This is a genomic window from Nostoc sp. C117, assembly GCF_043099735.1.
GTDB lineage: Bacteria > Cyanobacteriota > Cyanobacteriia > Cyanobacteriales > Nostocaceae > Nostoc.
This window is the reverse complement of the sequence record NZ_CP170991.1, coordinates 2,621,046-2,647,313: the sequence shown is the minus strand read 5'-3', so window position 1 is coordinate 2,647,313 and position 26,268 is coordinate 2,621,046. Positions and strand designations below refer to the sequence as shown.

Annotated in this window: 19 protein-coding genes; 6 read left to right on the top strand and 13 right to left on the bottom strand. The window is 35.4% G+C overall.

Going from position 1 to position 26,268, the window contains the following annotated elements:
- The first annotated feature begins 271 nt into the window (after window positions 1–271).
- Window positions 272–508 (top strand): putative toxin-antitoxin system toxin component, PIN family, encoded by a 237-nt coding sequence (locus ACFG4S_RS11905; RefSeq protein WP_392534994.1) that lies wholly within the window; start codon window positions 272–274, stop codon window positions 506–508.
- Window positions 509–663: 155 nt separating this feature from the next.
- Here ACFG4S_RS11905 and trxB read toward each other — a convergent pair whose 3' ends face one another.
- Entirely contained in the window at window positions 664–2,034 is a 1,371-nt protein-coding gene (trxB, locus tag ACFG4S_RS11900; protein ID WP_392534993.1) for a thioredoxin-disulfide reductase, read from the bottom strand.
- 356 nt (window positions 2,035–2,390) lie between these two features.
- Between trxB and ACFG4S_RS11895 the strand changes: the two genes are divergently transcribed.
- A complete protein-coding gene (locus ACFG4S_RS11895) occupies window positions 2,391–3,713 on the top strand; it encodes a class I SAM-dependent methyltransferase (protein ID WP_392534992.1) in 1,323 nt (440 codons plus the stop codon).
- Between the two features lie 89 nt (window positions 3,714–3,802).
- On the opposite strand, the gene ACFG4S_RS11890 is transcribed toward ACFG4S_RS11895, so the two are convergent.
- A complete protein-coding gene (locus tag ACFG4S_RS11890) occupies window positions 3,803–4,795 on the bottom strand; it encodes an FkbM family methyltransferase (RefSeq protein ID WP_392534991.1) in 993 nt (330 codons plus the stop codon).
- A 364-nt stretch (window positions 4,796–5,159) separates the two neighbouring features.
- Here ACFG4S_RS11890 and ACFG4S_RS11885 point away from each other — a divergent pair, with 364 nt between their 5' ends.
- From ACFG4S_RS11885 to ACFG4S_RS11870, 4 genes are all read left to right on the top strand, one after another.
- Window positions 5,160–5,714 (top strand): type IV pilin-like G/H family protein, encoded by a 555-nt coding sequence (locus ACFG4S_RS11885; protein ID WP_392534990.1) that lies wholly within the window; start codon window positions 5,160–5,162, stop codon window positions 5,712–5,714.
- Between the two features lie 118 nt (window positions 5,715–5,832).
- Complete coding sequence (locus tag ACFG4S_RS11880; protein WP_392534989.1) at window positions 5,833–8,043, top strand: O-linked N-acetylglucosamine transferase, SPINDLY family protein; 2,211 nt, start codon at window positions 5,833–5,835, stop codon at window positions 8,041–8,043.
- A 172-nt stretch (window positions 8,044–8,215) separates the two neighbouring features.
- A complete protein-coding gene (locus ACFG4S_RS11875; RefSeq protein ID WP_392534988.1) occupies window positions 8,216–8,635 on the top strand; it encodes a XisH family protein in 420 nt (139 codons plus the stop codon).
- Window positions 8,623–8,958 (top strand): XisI protein, encoded by a 336-nt coding sequence (locus tag ACFG4S_RS11870; RefSeq protein ID WP_392534987.1) that lies wholly within the window; start codon window positions 8,623–8,625, stop codon window positions 8,956–8,958. The genes ACFG4S_RS11875 and ACFG4S_RS11870 overlap by 13 nt, the downstream gene beginning before the upstream one ends.
- On the opposite strand, the gene ACFG4S_RS11865 is transcribed toward ACFG4S_RS11870, so the two are convergent.
- From ACFG4S_RS11865 to ACFG4S_RS11815, 11 genes are all read right to left on the bottom strand, one after another.
- A complete protein-coding gene (locus ACFG4S_RS11865; RefSeq protein WP_392534986.1) occupies window positions 8,936–11,098 on the bottom strand; it encodes a tetratricopeptide repeat protein in 2,163 nt (720 codons plus the stop codon). The genes ACFG4S_RS11870 and ACFG4S_RS11865 overlap by 23 nt on opposite strands.
- Before the next feature lie 133 nt (window positions 11,099–11,231).
- On the bottom strand, window positions 11,232–12,833 hold the full coding sequence (locus ACFG4S_RS11860) for an FkbM family methyltransferase (protein ID WP_392534985.1): 1,602 nt from the start codon (window positions 12,831–12,833) through the stop codon (window positions 11,232–11,234).
- A gap of 242 nt (window positions 12,834–13,075) precedes the next feature.
- The gene (locus ACFG4S_RS11855) at window positions 13,076–18,679 is read right to left on the bottom strand and encodes an FkbM family methyltransferase (RefSeq protein ID WP_392534984.1); all 5,604 of its coding nucleotides are present in this window, start codon (window positions 18,677–18,679) and stop codon (window positions 13,076–13,078) included.
- A 284-nt stretch (window positions 18,680–18,963) separates the two neighbouring features.
- The gene (locus tag ACFG4S_RS11850; RefSeq protein ID WP_392534983.1) at window positions 18,964–19,656 is read right to left on the bottom strand and encodes a PIG-L deacetylase family protein; all 693 of its coding nucleotides are present in this window, start codon (window positions 19,654–19,656) and stop codon (window positions 18,964–18,966) included.
- 325 nt (window positions 19,657–19,981) lie between these two features.
- Window positions 19,982–20,932, bottom strand: coding sequence for a glycosyltransferase (locus ACFG4S_RS11845; protein ID WP_392534982.1), 951 nt, complete (start codon window positions 20,930–20,932; stop codon window positions 19,982–19,984).
- A 10-nt stretch (window positions 20,933–20,942) separates the two neighbouring features.
- A complete protein-coding gene (locus tag ACFG4S_RS11840; RefSeq protein ID WP_392534981.1) occupies window positions 20,943–21,761 on the bottom strand; it encodes an amidohydrolase family protein in 819 nt (272 codons plus the stop codon).
- Window positions 21,758–22,303 (bottom strand): class I SAM-dependent methyltransferase, encoded by a 546-nt coding sequence (locus tag ACFG4S_RS11835; RefSeq protein WP_392534980.1) that lies wholly within the window; start codon window positions 22,301–22,303, stop codon window positions 21,758–21,760. Before ACFG4S_RS11835 ends, ACFG4S_RS11840 begins: the two co-directional genes overlap by 4 nt.
- A gap of 109 nt (window positions 22,304–22,412) precedes the next feature.
- The gene (locus ACFG4S_RS11830; protein ID WP_392534979.1) at window positions 22,413–23,114 is read right to left on the bottom strand and encodes a hypothetical protein; all 702 of its coding nucleotides are present in this window, start codon (window positions 23,112–23,114) and stop codon (window positions 22,413–22,415) included.
- 5 nt (window positions 23,115–23,119) lie between these two features.
- On the bottom strand, window positions 23,120–24,310 hold the full coding sequence (locus ACFG4S_RS11825; RefSeq protein ID WP_392534978.1) for an ATP-grasp domain-containing protein: 1,191 nt from the start codon (window positions 24,308–24,310) through the stop codon (window positions 23,120–23,122).
- A gap of 69 nt (window positions 24,311–24,379) precedes the next feature.
- Window positions 24,380–25,408, bottom strand: coding sequence for an N-acetylneuraminate synthase family protein (locus ACFG4S_RS11820; protein ID WP_392534977.1), 1,029 nt, complete (start codon window positions 25,406–25,408; stop codon window positions 24,380–24,382).
- 194 nt (window positions 25,409–25,602) lie between these two features.
- Window positions 25,603–26,097: a GNAT family N-acetyltransferase gene (locus tag ACFG4S_RS11815; protein ID WP_392534976.1), complete on the bottom strand. Its 495-nt coding sequence runs from the start codon at window positions 26,095–26,097 to the stop codon at window positions 25,603–25,605.
- Between the last annotated feature and the right edge of the window lie 171 nt (window positions 26,098–26,268).

Genomic DNA, 26,268 nt, shown 5'->3' with positions numbered 1-26,268 from the left:
ATACGCTGACCATTTTACATATCAGATAGGGAATTGCCTAAACATCCTTAATAAAAGTCCGAATGTTCGAGGTGGATACAGAGCTAGACTGAGGTACAGGTGAGATTATGGCTTATTTTTGCTAGAGATAGATTACCAGGCAATGTCAGCACAAAGTTTAATCATCCTAAGTATTTATTTTTGATAATCCTGATTGGCAATGGATAGCTTCTTGAATAAATTATTGTGGAATATAAGAAAGTCTTAATTCGCAGCAAATTTAAATTGATAGATGAGATGTGAATGGTTTGAAATTATCGATATATTTATAACGTTAATTGATGTCAATTTTGAAGTTTATTTTCCCAGAGATAGAAAAGATGCAAAGTTTTTAGGTTGTGCTATGGCAGCAGAAGCCGATTTTTTTATTACGGGTAATTCTGATTTTAATCAGGCGCAAACTTTGGTCAATACAACGATTATTTCTGTATATTTATTTAATAGATTAGTTTGCGATGCAGGTGGGTGAGCATTAGGCATGGGGCATAAATGCCCAATGCCACAATACGGTTCAGTTAATGATTATTGTGTAGATAATTGGTCTTTGAAGACGCGATAAATCGCGTCTCTACATGAGGGTTTTAGGTTTATCTGAACTGTATTTATTGCCCTATGCCCCAGTCCCTAAAGATTACTTTCAATCAACTGGCGGTATTCGCTCTTTTGCTTCACGCCTTTTACTTCCTTCACCAGTTCCTTGTTTTTGAACAATTGAACTGTTGGCGTTCCTGTCACACCAGCATTTTCAGCAATATCTCGGTCTTTGTCGATGTCAATTTCCACAAAGTGAATTTTGCTGTCAAATTCATCCACCACTTTATTTAAAATCGGCTTCAGGGTATGACAAGGACCACAACCAGGAGAGACATATTTAACCAGGACTAAGCGATCGCTTTCATGGAACAATTTCCGTAAGGCATAACCTCCCTCATGGCGCGTTCCATCCAAGTTAAATCCAGCTTCTTCCTCGGCTTCAGTCTTTTTAGCTGGCTGATGTTCTAATTCATTGTCTGCTGTTTCTGGCTGTTGATGGAATTCTTGAATCAAGCCACTGGATGACAACCAGCGTTCTGCTAACATCGCCGCCATACAGCCAGTACCCGCAGCTGTAATTGCTTGCCGAAATTCATGATCTTGAACGTCGCCAGCAGCAAAAACACCCTCTACACTGGTTTCCACAGAACCGTGTTTAGTGACAACGTAACCTACTTCATCCAGATCTAATTGCCCCTTAAATAGAGAAGTGTTAGGGGTGTGTCCAACAGCATAAAATAAACCCTTAGCATGTAGTTGGCTTTCTTCCCCAGTTTTAGTATTGCGAACTTTCACGCCTTCCATGCGATCGCTACCGAAGATATCCACGGCTTCTGTATTCCAATGCACCTGGATTTTTGGGTTATTCAAAACCCGATCTTGCATAGCTTTAGAAGCTCGCATTTTATCGCTGCGTACCAACATATTCACTTTAGAACCGTATTTGGTGAGATAAATTGACTCTTCTGCCGCCGAGTCGCCAGCACCAATCACAGCCAATTCTGCACCGTGGAAAATTGGTGTTGCACCATCGCAAATCGCACAAGCGGAGATACCCCGACTCCAAAATTCATGTTCGCTGGGTAAACCTAAACGCTTTGCTGTTGCACCAGTAGCAATAACGATGCTGTTAGTTTTTATTTCTCTTTCTTGCGATCGCACTGTAAATGGACGCTGACTCAAGTCAACTGATATAACATCTTCGGTATATAGTTCAGCCCCCCAGCGCTCCGCCTGAGCCTTCATTCGATCCATCAGTTCCGGCCCGGTAATCCCTTGGGGAAACCCTGGAAAATTTTCAACTTCCGTCGTTGTCATTAATTGTCCACCAGGTAATCCCCCTGCTTGGAAACCTTCAAATACAACGGGTTTCAGATTAGCGCGTCCGGCATAAATAGCTGCTGTGTAACCTGCTGGGCCAGAACCGATAATTACCAAGTTTTCTACAGTTTGGTTAGTCATGAAAATATACGAACTCATAACGACTACGCTTAGTATAGCATAACAAACTGAGATTGGTGACAAGGTAACCACCTTATCCAGTTCTAATTGACTTAGGATTTACCCAAACAATAGCTGAAACCCTTATTTTACGGTATGGGCAATTTATGAATTGCCCATACTGCATTTAGTTTTGCGTAAGTCCTATGACTCTTAAATATTGTGATAGAAATCCCCAGAACTTGGGAATACTCAAGGTTGGGTGTGCTGCTAGCTTGGGCAGTATGGCATATATTTGCATCTGCGTCAAAGCTCATAAATGAGTTTGTATAGCTGTGAAATGCACCAAGAGAAAGTTAATATCAGGAGCAATTTCAATGACCATTACAGCATCTGATTTGCTAGATAAAATTCGTCAGCAATTTGACACTTCTCCCTATCCCAGAGTTTCTCTTGATAAATCTCCTAAAGATAATCCTAATTTACTGTATATTCATAACTTAGTCACACCTTATTATTTCAGTAAGCACAAAGTTATCGATACCAAAGGTAAAATAATTTTAGATGCTGGATGTGGCACGGGTTATAAATCATTAGTCTTGGCAGAAGCTAATCCAGGTGCAAAAATTGTTGGTATTGACATATCAAAAGAATCGATTAAATTGGCACAGCAACGTTTAGAATATCATGGATTTGACAATGCAGAGTTTCATGTATTGCCAATCCAGGAATTGCCAAACCTAGATTACGAATTTGATTATATTAATTGTGATGAAGTTCTATATATTATTACTGATTTAGCTGCTGCCTTGCAAGCAATGAGATCTGTTTTAAAGCCTAATGGCATCATTCGTAGTAATCTGCATAGTTCAATCCAGAGATTCCCTTATTTCCGCGCTCAGAGAGTTTTCACCATGATGGGTTTGATGGATGACAATCCAGAAGACTTGGAAATGGAAATTGTCGTAGAAACGATGAAAGCTTTGAAGGATAATGTCGAACTCAAAGCTAGAACTTGGAATTCTAATAAGTATGAAGGAGAAAATGGAAAAGAAGGGATTTTAATGAATTATTTATTTCAAGGAGATAAAGGTTACACTATCTCTGATATGTTTATGGCTTTGAAAGCAGCTGACCTAGAGTTTATTAGTATGGTTAATTGGCGGCAGTGGGACTTAATAAACTTGTTTAAAGATCCAGATAATTTGCCTGCTTTTTTAGGAATGAGCTTACCAGAAATTTCTATCGAAGAAAAGCTACAACTATTCGAATTAATAAATCCTGTTCATCGGCTAATTGACTTTTGGTGTGGTCATCCCAACCAAGAGAATTTTGTGCAAATTTCAGAATGGACTGACTCTGACTGGCAAAGAGCAAAAGTATATTTACATCCTCAATTGAAAACTCAAAATTTTCAAGAAGACCTCATAGCTTGTATTACAGAATTTAGAATATTTCCTATCAGTAACTATTTATCACTAGTTGAAGAGTTTGTTGGGATAGATAGCTCATTAGCACTTTGCTTAATACCTTTATTAGAACAACCCCAGCCGATGAAGTCTCTGGTAGAGCGTTGGAAACAATTTAGACCTTTAGATCCTATAAGCTTAAAGCCTACAGATGAAGAACAAGCTTTTCAAATGGTGCAACAGCTGTTACTAAGGTTAGAGAGTTTTGGTTATGTAATGTTGGAACTTTAACCTCCATATAATCCTGACGATTACAAGGATTTTTAACACCAGCGGGACAGGTGAAAGTCTCGCTGAGTTTAATCAATATAACCAATACCTTAGATGTTAAGAAAAGGAAGAATATTAGCTACCAAAGGTAGAGAATATAATTCTCCAGATTTGGTTAAATCTGGAAAAGTAGATAAGGTCTCTATAATGGTTTGAGCAAAGTTATATTTAGGATTATCGCCATACTTAACTGTTAGATGCTCTAGTAACTCTAAACTATAATCTGGAAAACCTAGAACATCAGCTACACAAGCTAATTTTAGTATTTGAGACGGTTCTTTAATCATAAAATTAGCATTTTCTCTAATCGGATCTTGGAGATAATAAGCATCTCCCCAGAGTAATTGACCTCGACGCCGTGTTGATGCGATTGGTGAGCGAACACGATGACGGTAGGCAGTTTCTAAATCAAATAATGTAAAGCTATTTCCTCTTAAAAAGACATCTATATCAGCAAATAAAGGTTGATTTATGTATATATGTGAAAATTCAACTTCTACTTGAATTCCCAATACACCACGTTTTAAAACCTCTAATGCTCCTTCTAAAACTTGAAGTTCTGCACCTTGAACATCAATTTGTAAAAAATCGATTGTATTTATTTCTTCAGAGTTGCAAAAATTATCTAATGTAGTTGTCTCAATTTCTATAGTGAAATCCAAGTTACAGAATTCCGGCAGATTGTTAAATCTGGCTGTATATGCTTCGTTGGGCGGATACAGAGAACTACACATAGGATGCTTAGTTACATAAAGGGTTGCCTCTTCTACAGACTTCCCAAGGGCTAAAGGAATATGCTTTTCAGTCCAATTTATTTGTTTCAATTCCAGATCAGCTTTAGCAGCCTCACAAGCATCTGCATCTGCATCAAAACCGTAAATCGTCAGGTTAGGAGCAAATATATTCCAAGCACCAGCACCATAATCATCTCCTGATGATAATTTACGAGATCCTACATTGCATACTGTCATATGAATTTGGTCAAGCAGACCTTTTTCTTTGAGGCTCTTTACAAAAATAGACATCTCTTGCTCAATTTCCATGTATTTTCATAAGCAAGTATGTATAGTATATTTCACACTGTCAAATGCCCCATAGAGTCTTTGTCAGTTTGAAAAGGGGGTTAAACGATCTTTAATAACCTCTAAGCAGTATCAATCCTATCTCGCCAGATGGGTTCAACAGATAGCTTTCTTTAACTGAGCAATACCGAGGTTGGAGAATCTGGAACCGATCAAACCCTTTATATATAAGGAAAATAGCCTATAAGCTAGAGCGATCGCGATATAAATAAAAACACAGTTGAATAGGTGAAAAAATTTTTAGGTGGGGTGATATGAAACCAAATGCGAGTGGGTAAGTTACATCTAGAACACACAAGCGCTTCCTACCCCAGGAAAAACACTTATGAAAACCGAATTGAAAGCAAAGTTTCTCCAACACATCATCGGCAAAAAGAAGGAAAACGAAGGTTTTACTCTTATTGAATTACTAGTAGTAATTATTATTATCGGGATTTTGTCTGCGATCGCATTACCTTCTTTCTTGAACCAAGCTAACAAAGGTAAGCAGTCAGAAGCTAAACAGTATACTGGTTCTATGAACCGCGCTCAACAAGCATACCTTCTGGAGAATGGTAATTTCACAACTGTAATGGATCAGCTAGGGCTTGGTATTAGAACCCAAACTGAGAATTATGCATACGCGATTAACGGTAATACTACTCTGGTTGCCAATAATGGTATATCTCTGAAAGGGACGCTCAAATCTTACCAGGGTGTTGTTGTTAAATCAATAGTATTATCTACTAGTGAAGCAACTACTCTAGCCGTGTTATGCCAATCTACTAACGTTGGTGACCAGAGTTCTACTGTTGCAAGTTATGGTCCAGCTGGAGCTTCATCAGGTACTCCAATACAGCCTAATTGTAACGCCAGTTATGCAGAGTTGACTTCTAAGTAAGAACTTAAGTTCTATATCTCATTGCAAGCTTTATAACAGTGGGTAGTCTCGGCTACCCACTTTAATTTTGTTGTCAATTCTGGGAATAGTACTAGTACTATCCTGAAAATTCTTGATTATGACTTCTGTGCAAATCCCTACTAACATTAGCCCATCAGAGCAGCAAGCCCAGCGATATTTTATCAAAGGTAACTATACTCAAGCTGCTAGTTGCTATGAACAAGCTATCGAAACAGAACCAGAAGTGAAATCTCACTACTGGAACTTAGGATTAATGTTGCTATTGCAGGGACAAGAAGCAGAAGCACAAATGACTTGGCTGTTGGCTATGGAGGAGGGAGAAGCCCAACAAGTTGAGCAATGGACTGTGGAATTGATAAAGGTTCTGCAAACCGAAGCCGAACGCAGAGAGACACTGGCAGATTATGCACTTGCTTGGGCAATTCGCCAACATATACGAGAAATTTCTCCTATATATGTGAATAATCTTCTGTATTTGATTGAGCTATCTATCAAGCTAAAAACTTTTACTGGTGATGAATTAACTTCCCTAGAGGTAATTGAGTTAATTCAGTCAGAATCAATTATAGATATTGAGTTATTGTTGCAAGTATTGGAGAGTATTATCAATGATGACCCTTTGCATCCCTCTGTCCTAAAGTTTGCAGAATGTTGTCTAACTCATGTTAGCGATCCTCAATCTTTGATTAATATTTTGCTGCCAGCCGCAGTTAAAATTGCCCATTCTATACAGCAACCTAAAGTAGCAATATCATTGATTGAGCTATGTTTACGGCTAGAACCTGAAAATACAGAACTTCTGCGCCATCTCGCTAGTTTTCATCTAAAAGATTGCAATTCTTCTCAAGGAATAGAAATTGCTAAGTTATGCTACTCATTGTCAAATAGTTTAACCGATAGAGTCTTTGCTAAACATCTAATACAGCGAGGATTAATGGAAGCTCCTGCTTATTGGAACGAAGCGTGTAGAGTTTCTATTGAGCAGGAATCTTTACTAAAATCTTTAATAGAAGAACAACCTATAAATCTTGAATCAGCTAGGGTATTGCGTCTATTTAATGCTAATTATTATGCACCTTACTTACAAGATAATCCGCAGCAAAATAGACAAATTCAGAATCAAGTGGCGCAACTGTGTCAGCTTAATATACAAGAATATGCTACTGAAAAAGTTACGCGATATAAACAACGTAGTTCACATAATAGGAATAAGCAAATAAAGATTGGCTATTTATCTCATTGTTTATCTAGGCATTCAGTTGGCTGGTTAGCTAGGTGGCTAATTCAACACCATAACCGCGAACACTTTGATATTTATGGCTATTTTATAAATTATAAACAAGTAGATGATTCATTGCAAGAATGGTATGTCCAGCAATTTAATCAAGCTTATCTAGGGGGAATTTATAGTGATGACATTGCCGAAAAAATCTACGAAGATGAAATTGATATTTTAATCGACTTGGATAGTATTACTCTAGATGTTACTTGTGAAATAATGGCGCTTAAACCTGCACCTGTACAAGTAACGTGGTTGGGTTGGGATGCTTCGGGTATACCAGGAGTTGATTACTTTATTGCTGACCCTTATGTTTTGCCCGAATCTGCTCAGGATTACTATACAGAAAAAATTTGGCGATTACCGCAAACTTATGTAGCAGTGGATGGTTTTGAAATCGGTGTACCAACTTTACGACGGGACTCTCTAAATATTCCTAGTAATGCTGTAGTTTTTCTCAGCGCTCAAAGAGGATTTAAGCGCCATCCTGATACAGCACGGCTGCAAATGAGAATTATTAAGGAAGTTCCTAATAGCTATTTTTTAATTAAAGGGATAGCAGACTCTGAAGCTGTGCAGAAATTTTTTATGCAGTTAGCAGAAGAAGAGGGTGTAGAGTATTCACGTCTACGATTTTTAGACTTAGATGTTTCTGAGTCTGTCCACAGAGCAAATTTAACCATTGCTGATGTTGTATTAGATACTTATCCTTATAACGGCGCGACGACAACCTTAGAAACACTTTGGATGGGTATTCCCTTAGTAAGTAGAGTTGGACAGCAATTTGCCGCCCGAAATAGCTATACCATGATGATGAATGCTGGTATCACAGAAGGTATTGCGTGGACTGATGAAGAGTATGTAGAGTGGGGTGTGCGTTTGGGGAAAGATGAAGCTTTACGCCAGGAGGTGGCTTTGAAGTTGAAAGCATCTCGACAAACAGCACCACTGTGGAATGGTAAGCAGTTTACCCGTGAAATGGAGAAGGCTTACCAGCAAATGTGGCAAAAGTATATTGAGAAAAAATAAGCTGGTAGTGAGCGGCTCCAGCCCTCAAAATAAGCTCTTACAGCAATTTTCAGCTAAATAAACCACAGATTGTTGTAATTTTAAGGAAGCCTATATCTATGAGGTGCTTGCCTATGTTGTATGGCAGGCTTAAGAGGTAATATAAAAAGAAGAAATACAATTGTGGATAAATATGTCTGCTAAAGATGTCTTTCATGAAGTTGTCAAAAAAGCTTTACAGAAGGATGGTTGGCAGATTACTCATGACCCCCTCTCAATTAGCGTGGGTGGTGTGAATGTATCTATTGATTTAGCTGCTGAAAAACTCATTGCGGCAGAACGGAAAGGAGAAAAAATTGCTGTTGAAGTTAAAAGTTTTTTGGAGAAATCATCTGCGATATCAGAATTTCATACAGCATTGGGACAGTTTATCAACTATAGAGGCGCATTAAGGCGACGACAGCCAGAGCGTGTTTTGTATTTAGCGGTACCTTTGACAACTTATAAAACATTTTTTCAACTTGATTTTCCCCAAGCCATGATTGAAGAGAATCAAGTCAAAATGATTATTTATGATGTAGAGCAAGAGGTAATTTTCAAATGGATAAACTAGCCCACTATCGCCAGATTGTACAGCAGATATTACAGGAATATAGTGAGAAAAAGCCCGCTTACGGTAATATAGACGTTGAGAATATTTTTGATATAGAACGCGATCATTACCAAATAGTTCACGTAGGTTGGGAAGGTCAAGATTGGGTGCATAGTTGCATCATCCATATTGATATTAAAGGTGATAAAATTTGGCTTCAATGGAATGGTACAGAAGATGATATTGCAGCCAACTTGGTTACAATGGGAGTTCCTAAGGAGGATATTGTGTTAGGGTTTCAATCTCCTTTCATGAGGAAGTTTACAGAATATGCAGTTGGTTAGTGAAGTACTTACTACAAACTTCTTTATAGAAGGCTTCTAAACCTTTGACACAAGCTTTATCATCAAAGAGACGATCGTGATTTTGGCTCATTCTTTCTGCAATAGTGTCTCGCCAAGCCGGATTTAATCCTAATTTGACAGCAATTTCAATATATTCAGTTTCGTTTTCAGCAATAGTATCTGTTACTCCTAGCATTTTCAGAAAGCTGTCAGAGTGACGACCCCGCATAAATTCCCCTGGACAAGTGATAATGGGGAGATTACAAGCGATCGCTTCTAAAGTAGTATTACCACCAGACCAAGTGAATGTATCTAAATAAACGTCTGAAAGTAAGTTAATCATTAGATAGTCTAGCCGCTCTGGAATATTGAGGAATACACAATAATCCTCGCTGTTAAGTTCAACAGCAGCAAAAGCACGCTTTAGGCGCGGCTCAAGTAAAGTACCACGCAAAAACACAAATTTAGCTTCAGAAAGGCGACGAGCAATTTCCGCAAAAATAAAATCATATTGCGGTAGGTATTTAAAAGGAGCTTGACAGCATAAATAGATGACCGCATCATTTTCTAAGCCAAAATCTGAACGGGTTTTGATAACTGGGGGAATATATGGCTTAGGGTAAGAAACCCCTATGTTGGGTAAGCGAATTAATTTTTCTGAATAATGTTCTTGGGCATTTTCGGGTTCCATTAACTCGCTAGATAAAAAGTAATTAATTGTGGGTAACCCAGTCGTTACCGGATGTCCCCAAGCCACACATTGCAAAGGTGCAAGCCGCAAACCTGCCATTTGCATAGTTTGCGCGTCCATACCTATTTCAGGAAAGACTAAGATATGCAATTTATCAGCAATTATCTGTTCACAAGCTGCTGATAAGTTATAAGGAATATGGTGAAAAACATCGCTGTAATTTTGGAACTGTTGGGTAACAGGATCTGGCTCGTTTCCTGTGTAGTAACAGTAAATTTCAAAGTTTTGGCGATCGCAGTAACGTAACCAGCCAGTTAACCAAAGTGTGCCACTATAAGAATGCAGGTAATGTGAAGCGTAACCAATACGAATTTTTTGATTAGGCTGAAGCTTAGGCATAGATAAAGGAACTACCCATTGTGGATAGTTAGTTGCCATAATTTCATGTACTAAATTTCCATATTGGCGTTGCAAATCTATATCATTTTGTGCTTGATATGATAAGTAAAAGTTTGTGAGGCGGCCTATACCTGCTAAAGCGCTATGTTGATCTTCTGTAGTTTTGATAGATGTTTGCTCAATTAAATTTCGCAATCCTTGAATATAGCGTTGGCGATAGAAGTTAATTTCCTCTATATTTTCATATATTGATGGAACTGTTAAATATTTTAGGATTTGAAAAGTATAATCATCAGGTAAGCATTTAGCCGCATTCTCTGCACTTAATATTGCTTCTTGAATACGTCCATTACGCCGCAAGTCGATGATTAATGAAAAATGTAACCTTCCTTCTTGAGGGTAAAGTTTAATTCCTTCTTGGAGAGTCTGAAAATATTCGTCTAGTAGGTTTAACTGTCTATAGCAATAAGTTAAATTATAATAAATATCTGCATCACCGGATTGGATTTCTAAAAGTTTTTGATATTGGGCGATCGCTTCTATCCATTTTCCCTCTTTAAATAATCTAGTACTTAAATCATAAACTAACTGCCCGAGATGTATATTATGGAAATTTTCTATTTTATACGCTGGGACGTTCTCTATTATAAATAATGCTAAACCCTCCAGATTTTCATGTTGTAAAATAATTCGACCGTGAAGGAAAGGAGCTATAGCTCTCAATTCAAGTTCATCTAAATTTCCCAGCAGAGAAATTTCACATTCTACAGTAATATCAAAATCTTCTGTTAATAGCAGATTCATAGCCACAATAGACAAAACTAAATTGGCATCATCTTCAGAAATGCCATTAGTATTTATAAGTAACGTTATCTGGTTACTATCAGAATGATTGATTACCGTTTTAATTACTTGTTCTAATTCTAAAATCAGCGACTCTTCTGATTGCAACCAATCCGGAAAAATTATAATATTGATATTTTCATATTTCACAGCTAATGTGTCTGTAATAGCTCCTTCTACTCTGTTACTTAAGTTAGTCTGTTTCACTTATGAATTACCTTTATTTAGCTAATATTTTTAATACAAAAAACTTAAAAACTTTGATTTCATTTCCAAACAATTACCTGACAATAGATAATATTTAAAATTAAAATTTACAATCTATAATCTAAAAGTAAAATTAATCATCATCTTTTTGCAGTGGCAAAGCAATGAAGTTTAGCTGCTCATTAAAATCATTACCATAATTAACTGATATCAATTTTTGTGTATAAGATTGATAGTAAAATAGTTGATATCCTATATTTATTAAATACTGTGCAACCTCAATATTACTGACTTGATTACCTGCAATATTTTCATATAAGATAACCGGGGCAAACTGAATAAGTAATTTTTGACTACCTACAAGTACTGCCATTTCATGACCTTCTGCATCTATTTTGAGAAAATCGACTTTCTCAATGTTTTCTTGCTCAATTAGGCTGTCTAAAGTAAAACAAGTAACTTCCTCAAAAGAGCCAGAAAGCATATTATCTGCTGCATCACCGGAAATAACCTGGTTGATTTCGCTGGCAGGATGTAGCAATAACTTTGCAGTACCATTGCGATCGCTAGCTGCCCCTGCACAAACATTTACCCATGAGAATTGGTTAATTCTAGAGGTTTCTTGCAAGCAACGTACACAACCTGAGAAAGGCTCAACTGCTAAAACTCTTCCCTCTGAGCCAACTTTTAAGGCAGCGCTGAAAGTATAGACTCCCACATTAGCGCCAACATCAATAACTGTCATCCCAGGTTTAATACTGTTGCGCCAAAACTCCATTTCTTTTTCAAACCAGTCTTGTTCGGTAATTAATACGCTGGTGACAATACTACGCAAGCTTGGCTCAACTGCCATGATTAAATCACCTTCAAAAGGTACATAAGTAAACAGGCTATCTTCGGGTAATTGAGTCCAATACCACTCTCGATACGGGGAAGTTGACTGATAAAATTTACGGGAGACTTCCTGCCAGTAAGCTGCAACTTCTATCTGGTTTAAGTCTCGGTAAGCCAAGTACAATGCGTGAAGAGTCGGTGCGTAATCTGGCACTAACTTTCTAGCTTGATGTAAATATAAAATTCCTTCCTGTTGTCCATTTATTAAACTAGATATTCCTAGTTTTAGACCAACATTAACTGAGTTTTCTAAAACTCGATCAGCCAGATGTAACATCCGACGACTCGCAGTAGTATAAAACGCTATCTGCGAACGACAGATTATTTCACTTAACAAAAATAATGCTTGCTGATAGCTATTATCAGAGCGCAAAATAGTTTCAAAAATCATTTGAAACTTATCCGAAGGATTTTTTTGATTTTCAAATATATATATTAAAAATTTAAAATCACTTTTATCATTTATATAAGTAGGGTGAAGAGTGTTAATAAAAGTATTAAATGCTATCTTTGTTGCTGTTGATATTTCTCCAATCATGCTATGAATTAAAGCAATATGGGCAGCACAAATTGGATGCCCATCTATGTTAAAACCATTATTTAGGGCTTCAAAAGCCATTTCCAGATAAACTGAGCGCATGATTAAATTATCATTACACTGTTCTGCTTCTATCAGAGCTACTACTGCCAAGTTATTCCAATCAACTGAGGAATTGGGATTATCCCAAGAAGTTTCCACGAGAATTAGAGCAATCTTCGATAAAGTATCAGTATCAACAGATGGAATTAATTGTTGAATATATTGTAAATAGACATCATTAGGAGAACGAGCAGATTTCATATATAAACCTGGGTATAATTAGTTATCTAAATCTTGTTTAAGATAGAGTAAATGGTTGATTAATCAAGCTATCTACTCTGGCATGAATGTGAGGTAGCAAAGCTGCTCACTGAATATCTGCAAAATTACCAAACAGAAAAATTTTTAATCCTTCAATAATATCTAAATTTTCTCAGATTAGAAGATTTATAGCGACACTAGATAAAAAAACTTTGACATTCTCAACACTAATATTACTCGTATTAATGAGTAGGATATACATTTGAACCTCTGATAAAATCATTATACTCAGATGCTATTTGTGGAATCAGATAACTATATGTTTCTGGAAAAGCAACTATATCTGTATAATAAAAAGTATTATTATTAGTATGAATATTGTTAAATAGATACTCATTAATTTGCTCTAAATATTGAGATGAGCATCCATAAAATAAAGGATTACCAAAATTATCTATAACGATATATTTGGTATAATTGATATTTTCTAGTTTATTAAGTAAATCTTTTGCAAGCTCTACGTCTTTTAATGATGAAATCTCATTTTCCCAATAAAGTATTGGACTATGTTCTTTAATTATGCTCAGAGAGGATAGTATAATTTCAAAGTCAAATCCATCAGTATCAGTTTTTATGAGTATACACTTACCTAAATGTGAATTTTTAATAATTGATTCTAATGAATCTGATTTCAACGTTTTAGTCTTACTTTCTACTGCTCTTGCTGTACCCCTATTTTTTACTAGTTCTACATTTTTCAATTTGTTTCCCGATACAAAAGAATTTACAAAAACAATTCTTTGGTTATATTGTGAAAGGTTATATTCCATAATACCAAAGAATTCCTCATCTGCTTCTATACATATAATTGGATTTAAACAATATTGCAGCAGCAGGGCTGTTGTATCACCAACGTTTGCTCCAATGTCAACAATAAAGTCTTGATTGTTTGGTAAATATTTAGCTAAAACACCTATGAATTTATCATATAGTCTAAACCTATTCTGATAATGTGGCAAAACATGATCGTAGGGAAGAGCTATAGGAACTTCTTTAATATTGTAAGTAACTAAGTTTTTTGATAATTGGTATTTAATTTGTTTTTCTTGGTTCAATAAAATATTTAGTTGATTGCTTAAATTATCGATTTGGCAAGAAGGTACTTTAGCTGCTGACACTTGTGCTAAAGCTTGTTTATCCTCATGTTCTAAAATAATTCTGGCATTGAGGCGAGGTAGCAAAGCTTCCCACTGAATATCAGCTAAGTTTTTCACTAGAGAAATTTCTAATCCTTCGGTAACGTCTAAATCTTCCTCTACCAAAAGATTCATAGCCACACTAGATAAAAACAGTTCAGCATCCTCATCAGCAATGTTACCAGTATTGATAAGTAGGGTAGTTTCTTCAATATTAGGATGAGTGGCGATCGCCTTGATAACTTGTTGTAAGTCTAAACCAAGAGACTCTTCTGGTTGTGACCAATCAGGGAAAATAATTAGATTAATTTTCTTTAAATTTAAATGGAAAAGTGTAGCATTAATTAATACACAACTGACAGTTTGCGCCATTTTTAGCCAAGAAAACTGTTCTGCCTGTACTAAACCTGCGCTAATTAATGGCTGACGAATACTATGTTTTTGCACTTCAGAAAGTGCATTTATCATTGCATCTACATCATCATCATTCACATATATTGCAGCTTCACCTGCAACTTCTGGAATTGAAGCATTAGGACAAGTAATTACAGGACAACCACAAGCCATTGCTTCTAATATAGGCATACCAAAACCTTCATACTTAGAAGGATAAATCAGCGCCATTGCACCAGAGTAAGCTGTTGCTAATTCAGCATCACTGAGTTCTACCCTGTGAACAACACAACCTGATGTGTATTCTCTGATTTCATTTGCTAGTAAACCGCCGCTACCTGTCACAACAATATCAAATCCACTTTTACTGACAAGCTGTGAAAGAGCTACGAAAAATAACATACTATTTTTATAGACAGTACCAGCACCAACTAAAAGGAAGTATGGTTTGGTAATACCGTACTTTATTTTTAATAAGTTAATATTTTCCTGAGATCCGGGTGAAAATACTTGATGATCGACACCATTTTTAGCAATTGCTACAGAGTCTAAGGAAATATCAGGAAAACACTTTACTAAGTCCTTAGCTGTATTTTCTGAAACAGCTATATGGGCTATGGCGTGCTGAATTGCATAATGCTTTTCTTGCCAAAGTGGATTATTTAAGTCCCATCCCAAAAGTTCGCCCATGATTTCTGGTATCATGTCATGTGCCATGAAGACAAAAGGCGTTGTTGTCGGCATTGTATAGTAAGAAGATATAAATAAATCTGCATCTTCTTCATCACACACTTCCTGTAACATTGCCTTGTCAGATTCAGTTTTGTAATAGTTATATAACGGTACAGTCCGATATTTAATACCTGCAATCTGGGGACAAGTTCCTTGACGATCAAGGACAATAAGATGTCTAGCAAATCCGGTTTTAACCCATTCTTCAAGCAAGGATTTCCAAACACGAGCAATGCCAGTCTCATGGAGTTGAAAGAAAACACCATCGACTATAATTATTGGTCTTAATTTTTTAATTTGTGCAATTTGCTGCTGCATTTCATCTTCTTGTAAGAATCGCCAATTATTCGTACTAAGTTCTTTCTGTGCAATTGGTACTATACCCAATGATTCAGCAGTATCAACCCTCGTTTCATCTCTTACCCATGATAAGTATTCACGCAAAAGAACTGGAAACTTAGTTGTTTCTTGCAAAGTCTGCCACTCATAAGTAGCATTAGTGTAACCATAGTATTGCTCTTTAAATTGCAATTGTTTCGCTGTTGCATAGGCGAAATGCTGGAAAACTAAACCAAGTTTCTCAGTTTCTTGATGTAAGAAAGGATTGATTGCTGCTACATTTTGATATTGACTATCTAATGAGGTTTCTACTAATATGGGCGGTTCATGTGCTGCCCAAAATGCTCCTGGTTTAAATCTCCAAGTTCTTAGCCACTCTAGTTGAGGATTTTGTGTATAACAGTTACGAGTACTGATAATCAATTTTTCACCAACAAAACACCAGCACCAATAAAAAGCAGCTGTTTTATCAGGATTGTTAATGAACATTTCTCTAGTAGTACAAATCTGCTTTAATGTCCACAATTCATCTACATCAACCTGCCACAACAAACATTCCTCTTTAATGTTGACAAGTGGCGCATTGACCATTTCTCGTTTTCCGTCCCAAAAAATACCCTCTGGTTTTCGATATATAGTGACTTGATTTGGAAAAAGTTGTGCTACTTCATCTAAATATTCTGTAGTCCCATCATAACTACGACCATTTTTATGCATTTCCTCACTGATATTTGCACCCAGTTTCACACTCCAACCTGTATCGTGCTTTAAATCAGCTACGCCTTCAATAATATGCCAATGCCATTTAAAAGGAAGATGTTTAAATACTTCAACGTGATACTGAATAAACGGTTGCCCATTTAGGACTATTGTAAAAAAATGAATTGGCAATTCTGGCGTTGAGTTATTAACAGCTTTCAAGACTTCTAACTCTTGACGAATAACAAGCTTAGGCAGTTCAATTTTACAAATATTATCACTATTAAAAACGGATTCAAATAAGTATTGAGCAGTCTGATTTTCTGGGATTGTTCCGACTTCTTGCAGAATTTCTCTTAGTGTACTCTTTCTAAGTATTCCAAATGACAACACACTAAGCGGAATGTTCAGCATTGGAAGTACTTCTAATGCTTGTGGATATGTAATGTTTCCCTGGCGGAATACAAGTTTTTCTTGCTGATTGAATACCCCAGAAATAAATACGCCATCCTCTATTCTGTTTTCTACAGTTGATAGCCAACCTCCGGTAAAAACTCCATTTATATCTTGAGAATCTGTAGATGTTAGGATATCAATGGCTGAGGATATAAATGATTCATCATACTGAGTATAGTTGTTAGCAATCAGTATATAATCTGCTACTATATTTTCTATTAAAGATAAAATAGAGTCTATGATAGTTTTATAATCGCTTAATTCACAATTATTAACTTCATATATTACTATATTTTTATATCGAGATTTATGGAAATAATCAGGTAAAATTTGACTTTCAATTGGGGAGAAAGTTTTGTATTTCACATATATAATAGCTACTACATAAATATCGGAAACTAAATTATTATGATAATTTAAACTCTGGTTTCTGACGAGATTTTTATGATTTTCTATTTCTTGCAATTCTTGCTTATAAAAAGCTTCTTCTTGTTCTGGCAATCGATTATCCAAATCGTTACTAGGTAAATTATCGAGAGAAGAACCTAGCATAATTCTGTTACAAACTTTATCTAAAGTTGGATCGTTACCTGGCTGTAAATCATCTAAAGTTTTAAATCTCAAGTCGTGGGAATAAAAATTCTTTATACCAATTGAGCGAAATTTATGAGAAAATTTAAAGAAGTAAGCATTAGTAAAACGATAAAGTCTCTTTAAATCTTCTGTTGTTAGTTTAGATGAATCTGTCAATAGGTTATCAACAAGTTGATTTAGATGTTCAATACTAGTATCTTGAAGAGTGTATCGTGAGGCTTTTTCATAGGATGAAGTTGCTAATGTTGCTGTTGGTACGCCTCTAGCGATCGCTTCAATTGCCACTGTGCTAAAAAAGGCGATCGCTGCATCTGTATGCCAAAGCAATGCATAAGAAGTTAACTGTTCAGATGGCATTACAACGCGGACATTTTCTGGTAGAGAAAATACCTGTTGATAGGCTTTTGATAAAGAATCTGTCTCTATTGGAGTATCTTTATTGCCTCCTATATAAGGATGATGACGAATTACTAAGTATTCATTTCTGTTTTTAAATAATTCTATTAAATTGGCAATTATATTAAATTGTTCAGTAATTCTTGCTCTATCATCTAATGCTGCTAATTCATCTTCACTTGAGGTAAATACTGCAAAAATTTTAGCCTCTAAAGGTATTCTTAATTGACGACGAATATCTATATGATTTGTTGGAAAATTATAAAATGATGGCCAGTTCATATCCAAGCCATATTCACGATTTGTGAAATAATTCTTGGTTTGTGCTAGTTCTTCATTAGTTAGTGTTGTATTTTGCCAATTTTTTACACAATTTAAAAGTGGCTGTGTATTCAATGTAGTAGTATTGTCAAAAAAGATAAAGCTATCATCAATCCAACCTCTTTCGTGAGTTATGACATCGATTTTTAGCTGATGTGCTACTTCAAAGGCAATGCGATAGGGAGCAAATCGTCCATTAAATAAAAATAGATTACTTGGTTTATAATTATTAAATAGTCTAATCAGTGCATTATAAGTAACTAAACCATCAATTAAATATTTTCTATGAACTCTTCGGATGTGATTACTAGCTAGTCCTGTAACAGATATACGAAAGTGGGTATAAATAGTTGAAGTTACCCATTTACCAATTGGTAAGTCATTATATACAGCATTATTATAATTTTCAGGACTGACTGTTTTTATCCAATTGTTAGCAATTGTGTAATCATCATTTTCAATAAAATTGCGTAGTTGTGTGCAGGGTAGACCAAATAAATCTTCAAAAAAGTTTTTGCCTACTTGAGAACAGCTTTTGCATAATTCTTCGCTGCTATTAAACCTTGTAATAGCGCAGTCATTGTAAATGCCGTCACAACCTACAACCAAAACTTCACAGTCACGAAGTTGTAATGCAGTAGCTACAACAGCATCCAGTTGGTTATGAATTAACCACAAACCATACGGAGAAAAGAAAATAACTTTATTTTTGGTAGACATAGCGTTGATTTACTTACTAAAAAAATATTTTAGTGATTTGACAATATCTCCCATTCCCATAACTGGAGCAATGCAAAGCGATCGCCTATTAACTCAAGCAATCTAACGCTATATTTACTATGTATCCAAGGGGAATTTTACTGATAATTTCTTCTAGATTTACGCTAAACGCAAAATTACTTCTGTGAATTCACGGTGATTACAGGATGGTGAGCCTTTGTAAAAATTTAAATCAACTACTTAGAGTATTACTACAACAGCAATATCTCACTTCACTGCCTCAACTAATTCACTTGTCTACCTAAGATAAAAGCCTCAGCAGCTTCGACACCTACACTAGCACCACGCCAGTGAGCTAGGTGCTCTAAAGCCTCAACAGAACGAGCATGAGGCCAAGGATGCATCTCAGACTCATAAGCTGCTAACGCCTCTCGTTTCAAACTTAAGGTTTCTGATATATCCACAAACCAGTTTGGTACAAAGGCACGAGCTGAACCCGGAGTTTGCCATTCAGTACTAGAAGCAATTTCAAAAAACAGCAGAGTTTTAACAGTACTACCAGGCATCGGTCGAGTAGCAGTTACTACCGCTTGATGAATACGGCAGTGGTCAATATTAACATCACCAATATGGTGAGTATAAATAATTTCTGGCTGATATTGAACAATTTCTTGTTCTATGACTTTAATTATGTCTAACAAGTCGCAACTGTCCATGCGGTTATCAGGGAAGTCATGCAGCGTAAGGGAAGTCACCCCCAAGATTTCACTAGCTTGATGTGCTACTTCAGCCAAAGCTGAAAGCTCATGTTGTAGCTTTTTGCGATCGCGCTGTGGAGTACGGCTGGTAGCTCCTTCTGCCAAAATGAGAACATGAACAATATCACCTTGCTGAGTGTGTTTAGCGATCGCACCACCACAACCCAGTACCTCATCATCGGGATGAGCTGCTACTACTAATATATGCTTATTAGCCATAGTTCACTGAGCATCCGTTTGTTTACAAGAAGTATTACTAACGATTTAAAAAAGATTATTTTTTTGCATAGCATATATATAATTACATATAGGACTCCGATTTGGTTTTTGAAAACATACTAAGACTGAAAAGCCCTTTCTTTCAAGGTTTTATCTGAAATCTTGTTAAAAAATCAGACAGTAGTTCTATATCTATTCCTTTTAATAAGATTTAATTTTCCTACTCTGAACATGATATGTTAAATCATATAATTAAGTTCTTTGTCTAAGTATCAAGGCAAATTTGTTTTATTTATGTTTTAGTATATCTATATTTTTAATATATTCATTTAAATATTGCCTCAAAAATATTTTCTAATCCATTACAATAAATGTTGCTTATTCCTTTTTGAGATATAGAAATACGCAATTTTAAAGATTGATATATATCAATGATTCTATTCAAAGTTTTATACAGATTTGCTTGGTTCCAATAAAGATGATTAAGTAAAAAACCTAGTCGTGAATACTCAATCATATTCAATTCTTGATCTTTATCAATACATATACCAATTGTTGGGAGTCCTAGATAAGCTAATTCGTGTAATGTCTGACCACAGGCAGAAATGGCAAGATCACAACTCAATATTAAATTTTTCATCTGAATACCATCGAGAAAGCCATAAAGTTTGAGAGAGGAATAGTCTTTGAAAATCTGTTTTAGCTGTTCCATATAGTCAAAATTTCCAGAGACAACATGTAAATTAAATTCAGGAAAATTACTAACTAAATTAAAAATTAAATTAGGTAGTAAATCACGATAATCACTGCCGCCTAAAGTTAATAATATTGATTTTATTTTTTCCTTAATTACTACTTTATGTCTTTCTTTACGAAAAGCTTGGCGAAGAATAATAAATTCTTTTCCACCAACTGATGGTATATTATAGTATATGCTATTGCCAAAAATATTTGGATTTATAATCAAGTCTACTCCATAATTTAAGCGGTGATAGTCATCCAGAGCAATCACTTTAGAATAATTATTTTTCAGGCTGAATAACGCAGATTCCTTTACTATATAAGAATCTACTAAAACATGCGTGTGTAAATTTTCTTTCAATAGATATGAAAAATTTTCTCGCCATTTACAAACTATAAAGTTGCCTTTAATATCTGTCTCACCGTGTATATCAAGATATATATCCGTTTCAACTCCCTTTTCTTGGATAAATTCTTGAATAGCACTGCAACGCATAAAATGGCCGAAGCCAATACCGTTTCCTGCTTCTGTCAAAATGAGAAGCTTATGTATTCTCATGCAAAAGATTGATAGCTGTATAATACATGACTTGTTCAATCTCTGATTCCGTAAATTTATACTTCTCAAAAAATTGTAAATGTTGAATCAGTGCTTCCGAAAAAGGGACATAAGGATGATCTGAACCAAAAAGAATCCGGTGTACTCCAATCTTTTTATATGCAAAAGCATAATCTTGCTCCAAAGACGAGCCAACATAATAAGGTAGAGAAAAGGAAGTATCCAAATAGATGTTGTGTTTATCAAGGGCTAGCAACATAGCTTCTAAAATGCGATACCCTCCACTGTGGATAATCACGATAGGTACACGACTTACAAAATCAGCAATAAAACAAGCTAGTTTCATATTGTCGTATGAATACATTTTTGATGTACCATAGCTAGCATCTATACAGATCAACATCTTATTAGCTTCAGCAAACTGACATACTCTGAGGACATCCTGAAAATCAGATTCTGTAATTTTTTGCAAGTAAGAATTAAACATGATAGCCCTTACTTTTTCGGCTATAGCCTTCTCAATATAAGGCACAATATCTTGCCTACGGAAGTCAATTAGTGTTGTGAGTATAGTATAAGCTAGTTTAGCTGTACAGAGTTCATGGAAATTCTTAAGACTGCCTTGGAGCAGTTCTTGATTGAACAGCATAAAATTGGCTCCAGCCAATTCTTGAAATACCGGATAATGTATTTTAAATCCTTTGTACAAGTCTTCCAAAGAGAGACTCATATCCTGCTCAATAACATTATGAACATCTTTACCTTGTACTACAGGTAGATGTAAATTGAAGTCAAAAATTTTCATTTGTAAATGAATAGCATGAATTCTTTTTGCGGTATGGGAGCATAGTCGTGTTTCAAGACAGCGTTAGAGCTCAGGCTGAGCGCAAAATCTAGCATACGACTTGGTTCATGATAAAATACAAAATCTTCTACCGGATAGTCTGGAGTTCGATAAGCGCTGAGACAGTCAACTATCAACACCTCTTTTACTAGTGAAAATGCATTACAAATAAGTTGTTGTGAATAAGCATAGTTATCATCTTCACTATTCAAGTTATAGTTAAGCAGTCCTAGCATGACTGCTATATCCACACCTCCCTGATAAACTTTGATATTATCTTCAACTGAAACATCAACCACATCAAATTTCCCAAATTCTCCAAAGATAATTCTGGCTTCTTGTACGAAATTAGAGTTTAAATCCCAACCCCAGTAAGAGGCTGTATTTTTATTTTGAATAAAATGCAAATAATCTCCAAAACCACAACCTATATCCAATATTGACTTGCCTGAAAAATCTACAGCAGCGAGAGTTTGACTGAAACGATAAACCTGCTGCTCCACGTTTCCCCACCCCAGAGTATGGATGTGCCGGCCCATCTGTTGGTAACGATTTGAATAGCGTTGTATAGTTTGTTCAGAAATTTTTTTCGTATTTAGCATAAGTTGTGTATTACAAATCAAATTCTTTCATTCGTTGCTTCAGTACTTCAGGTAAGATATTTCGTTCTTTAAGGTAGGCTTTTTCACAAATCGTTTTATAAGTAGACCACTTCAGCGTATCAATACAGTAATACCAAATGTCTTCCTGCAACTCTATGAAATCAAGTTTGCGAAACAATTCTTGGTTAATTTGCTGCTTTGCAATCAATGTGCATCCTGAGTCATCACAAACCATAATTGACCCCTCAAGATACTGACGTTTTGCTGCTGCCATCTCTCGAATATCATCAGAAAGGGATACATAGTGATTGTAACAACCAAGTGGTGTAATACCTGTACACCAAATAGGATAGTCTTCTTTAATCAGTCTATGTACATCTCTTAGTAAACCGTTCACTACAATACCTTCTACACCTTTATATAAGATAAAATATTTGGCTACAATATCACCAAATGCGGCTTTATCATGAAAGTTAAATGTATCGACAAACAATATGCATCTTTCTTTTATATTTTCTCCATGTTCATGAATTGACCAGTTAGATTCAGAATAACCATAAATATACTGTACTTCTCCAACTACAAACTTACCACGATTCAGAGGTTTAGGTCCTTCGATAACACCTGATTTGCTAAGAGCATCAGCAACTTCAACACTGGAAATACGATTCTTTTTTATTAAATTGATTATTTCAGATTGAATATTTTCCATGTCTATTAATTTTTTTCATAAATTATATTGATTTTATCAACGATTTTTTGTGCTTGAACTCGTACATCTTTTTCTGCACTAACAATAACAAAACCATGCCGATTGGCATCATTATAAATAGGCTGAACGATGTCTCCTGGTTGCACAGTTAGTCGAAATTTGAGTAAGCTTGGATCTTTAATGACGCTTTCTACTCCTTCTATAGCCTTAATTTTGCCCGGTTTTAACGAGAAAAATTTCAGTATTACTTCCTGCCTGCCAATTTTTTTGGGAGCGATAGCAGTTGAGATATCTAAACAATCGTTTATATAAGCTCCTAGTATATCTACTCCAGATACGTGGGGTACAATGATTTCAGAAGTATAAACTCCACCTCCTCGGTTTGCAGCTTCAATTAAATAGATTTCACCAGCAGGTGTCACCATATATTCTGAATGAGTCATCCCAAAATCGTAGCCAAGTTTGCGGATGACTTCTTCGTTATTCTTAAGAACTTTTTCGTAGAGATCATCGGGTAGTTCACCAGGATATTTGATATCCACTGAAACTTGTCTCTGTTCATCAATGTGTCCTTTTTTAGCTAAGGTTAAAGAGTAAGGAACTCTCTGAAAACAATACCCGTCTACAGTAACTTCAAAACCTTTGATAAATTGTTCAGCGATAACCCAGCGCGAATGGCTATTACTTAAAGCAGTTAAATAAGCTAATAAAACTTCTTCCTTTGAATTGACCTTAGATACCCCAAAGCTGCCCCGGTTATCCACTGGTTTTAAAATCAGTGGATAACCTACTTCATCTGCAAATTCATATACTTCAGATGGATAAATAATTCTACGAAACTGAGGAACCTGAATACTATTTTCACTTGCTATACTACGTTGTAAAAACTTATTGGATGAAATCTGGGACTGCTTGATGCGCGGACCAGGTAATTGATACTTCTCACATAATACTGCTTGTACAAAATGCGAGTAATCACACTGGTCGGAAATCACTGCGTCCGGCTTAATTAAATCTGCAAATTTTGTAATAGTCGGCAAATCACGAATATCAGCAATTAAAACTTCTTTAAATACTTCATTTCGATAAAAAATTTCTTCATAATGAATACCATACAATTCCCAACCAGTAGTACTAATAACATCCAGTAGTGGTTCTTGTTCCCAGCCAAGATTAATAACTAATGCTTTTTTCATGGTTGCCTATCTGAAGAAATTTAGAAATTTATGTTGGTATAAAATATAGTCAAAGCCTACAATGCTATTTTATTTGTGCACTACATCTTCAGGTTTTAATAGGCTTCCTGCCGATAAGTCTTTAGTAATATAAGTAGGTATATTTGGAAATATCTCTCTACAATCAATTCCCTCTGAATATCGTAAGTAAGTAAAATCATCAAAATGTAATAATTCTCCTTTTTTTTTGTCTTTTTTCAGCACTAAACGATACAAAATAGCTTCCTTAAAAGTTTTCTCTTCTGACATAATTTCTGTTCGTGGTGTGAGATTGTTTGCTTCCTCAACTGCACGGATACCCTCTACCATTGCTTTAAATTCTGATGGTTCAAGTGATAAACCTGCATCAGGTACAGGTAGGTTTCGACTTAAGGTAAAATGTTTTTCAATTACACAAGCTCCTCTTGCTACAGCTGCTATGGGAATAGTAATTCCATTTGTATGATCAGAGAATCCAACCAAGTATGTAAACATCTGTTTATAAATATCTATTAAGCCTAAGTTTACCTTGTTATAAGGTGTAGGGTATATACTATTGCAGTGAAGGATAATTAAGTTTGTATTATTTGCCTTTTGAAAAATGCATATAACTTGTTGTAGCTCACGGTAATTCACAATACCAGTAGAAATAATAACGGGCTTACCTGTGCGAGCAACTTTATCTACAATCTGTGGAAATGTTCCTATTTGAGCTGATGCGAGTTTATATAGTGAAACGCCTGTTTCTTCAAGAATATCCACAGCTTTTAAGTAAGTTGGAGAAGAGAAGAAGGTGATCCCCTTTTTATCACTATATTCCTTCAGCAAACTATGCCACTCTTCAGCCAAATCAATCTTGCGATGAAGTTCACGGATAGCTAATGAAGGTAAATAATATAACTCTTCAATATTAATAGACTGAAATTTTACAGCATTTGCACCACATTCAACAGCTGCATCAATTGTTTCATAAGCTAACTGAAGATTTTGATTGTGATTAGAACCGACCTCTGCAATTACATAGGTTTTTTCTCCACCAATTTTAAAACCTTCAACTAATATTTTTTTAGAGATCATCATTGTTTAAAAAGTGTAGTAAAATAGAATTTGGAAATTAAATTAGTAGCTACAATTTAATACGCTTTGATAAAGCACTATAATTATTTTTTTCAATAGTTGCTAACTCTAATATTGTTAATTAGAAGAAAGCCAAGGGTTACCAAACGACAATTTACTGACTAATAATTAAAATTAATTTTCATATAAATTATTGATTACTCATTTCCTCTAACCCAAATATAGTGTATAGCTATATTATCTTTTACGTTTTCTATATTAACTTTTCTAAATTTTGCTTTTTGAAATGCTTGCATTGATGCTTTGTTGTTGGGCTTAATAAAAGCATGTACAATTTGTACTGTTGTAAAAGTAGAAAATGAATTTATTGCAATATTGATTAATAAACTACCGTAGCCTAAACCACGCTTTTTGCGTTCAAGACTAAGATCAATCTCTGCCTCTTTGTTATTTAACATATCAAAACGTACTTGTCCTATCGGTATATATTGTTTATCAAGTGCAATAAATATATAACAATTTTCATCTTTTAGCTTCTTAGTAAACCACTGAATATGTGTTTCCCAAGGTATTGGTTCTAGGGAAAAAGCAGATGCTCTTACTTCTGGATCGTTGGCCCACTCCCACAATAATTTACAATCTTCTTTGCTTACTAGTCTTAATTTCAGTTCTTCACCTTCTAGATGTATCAACACTCTAATCCTTACTTCGCTGTCAACAAATTTTTGTCCAAGTCTAGGTATAGCTATTGGTATTTCATATAATATTACAAGTAAATCTGAAATTACTTTCCCTATCTTACCAACCGAAACATTGTTATGCTACTCCAATTCTAGTTTTTTTTAGTAGCAAGTAACCTGTAC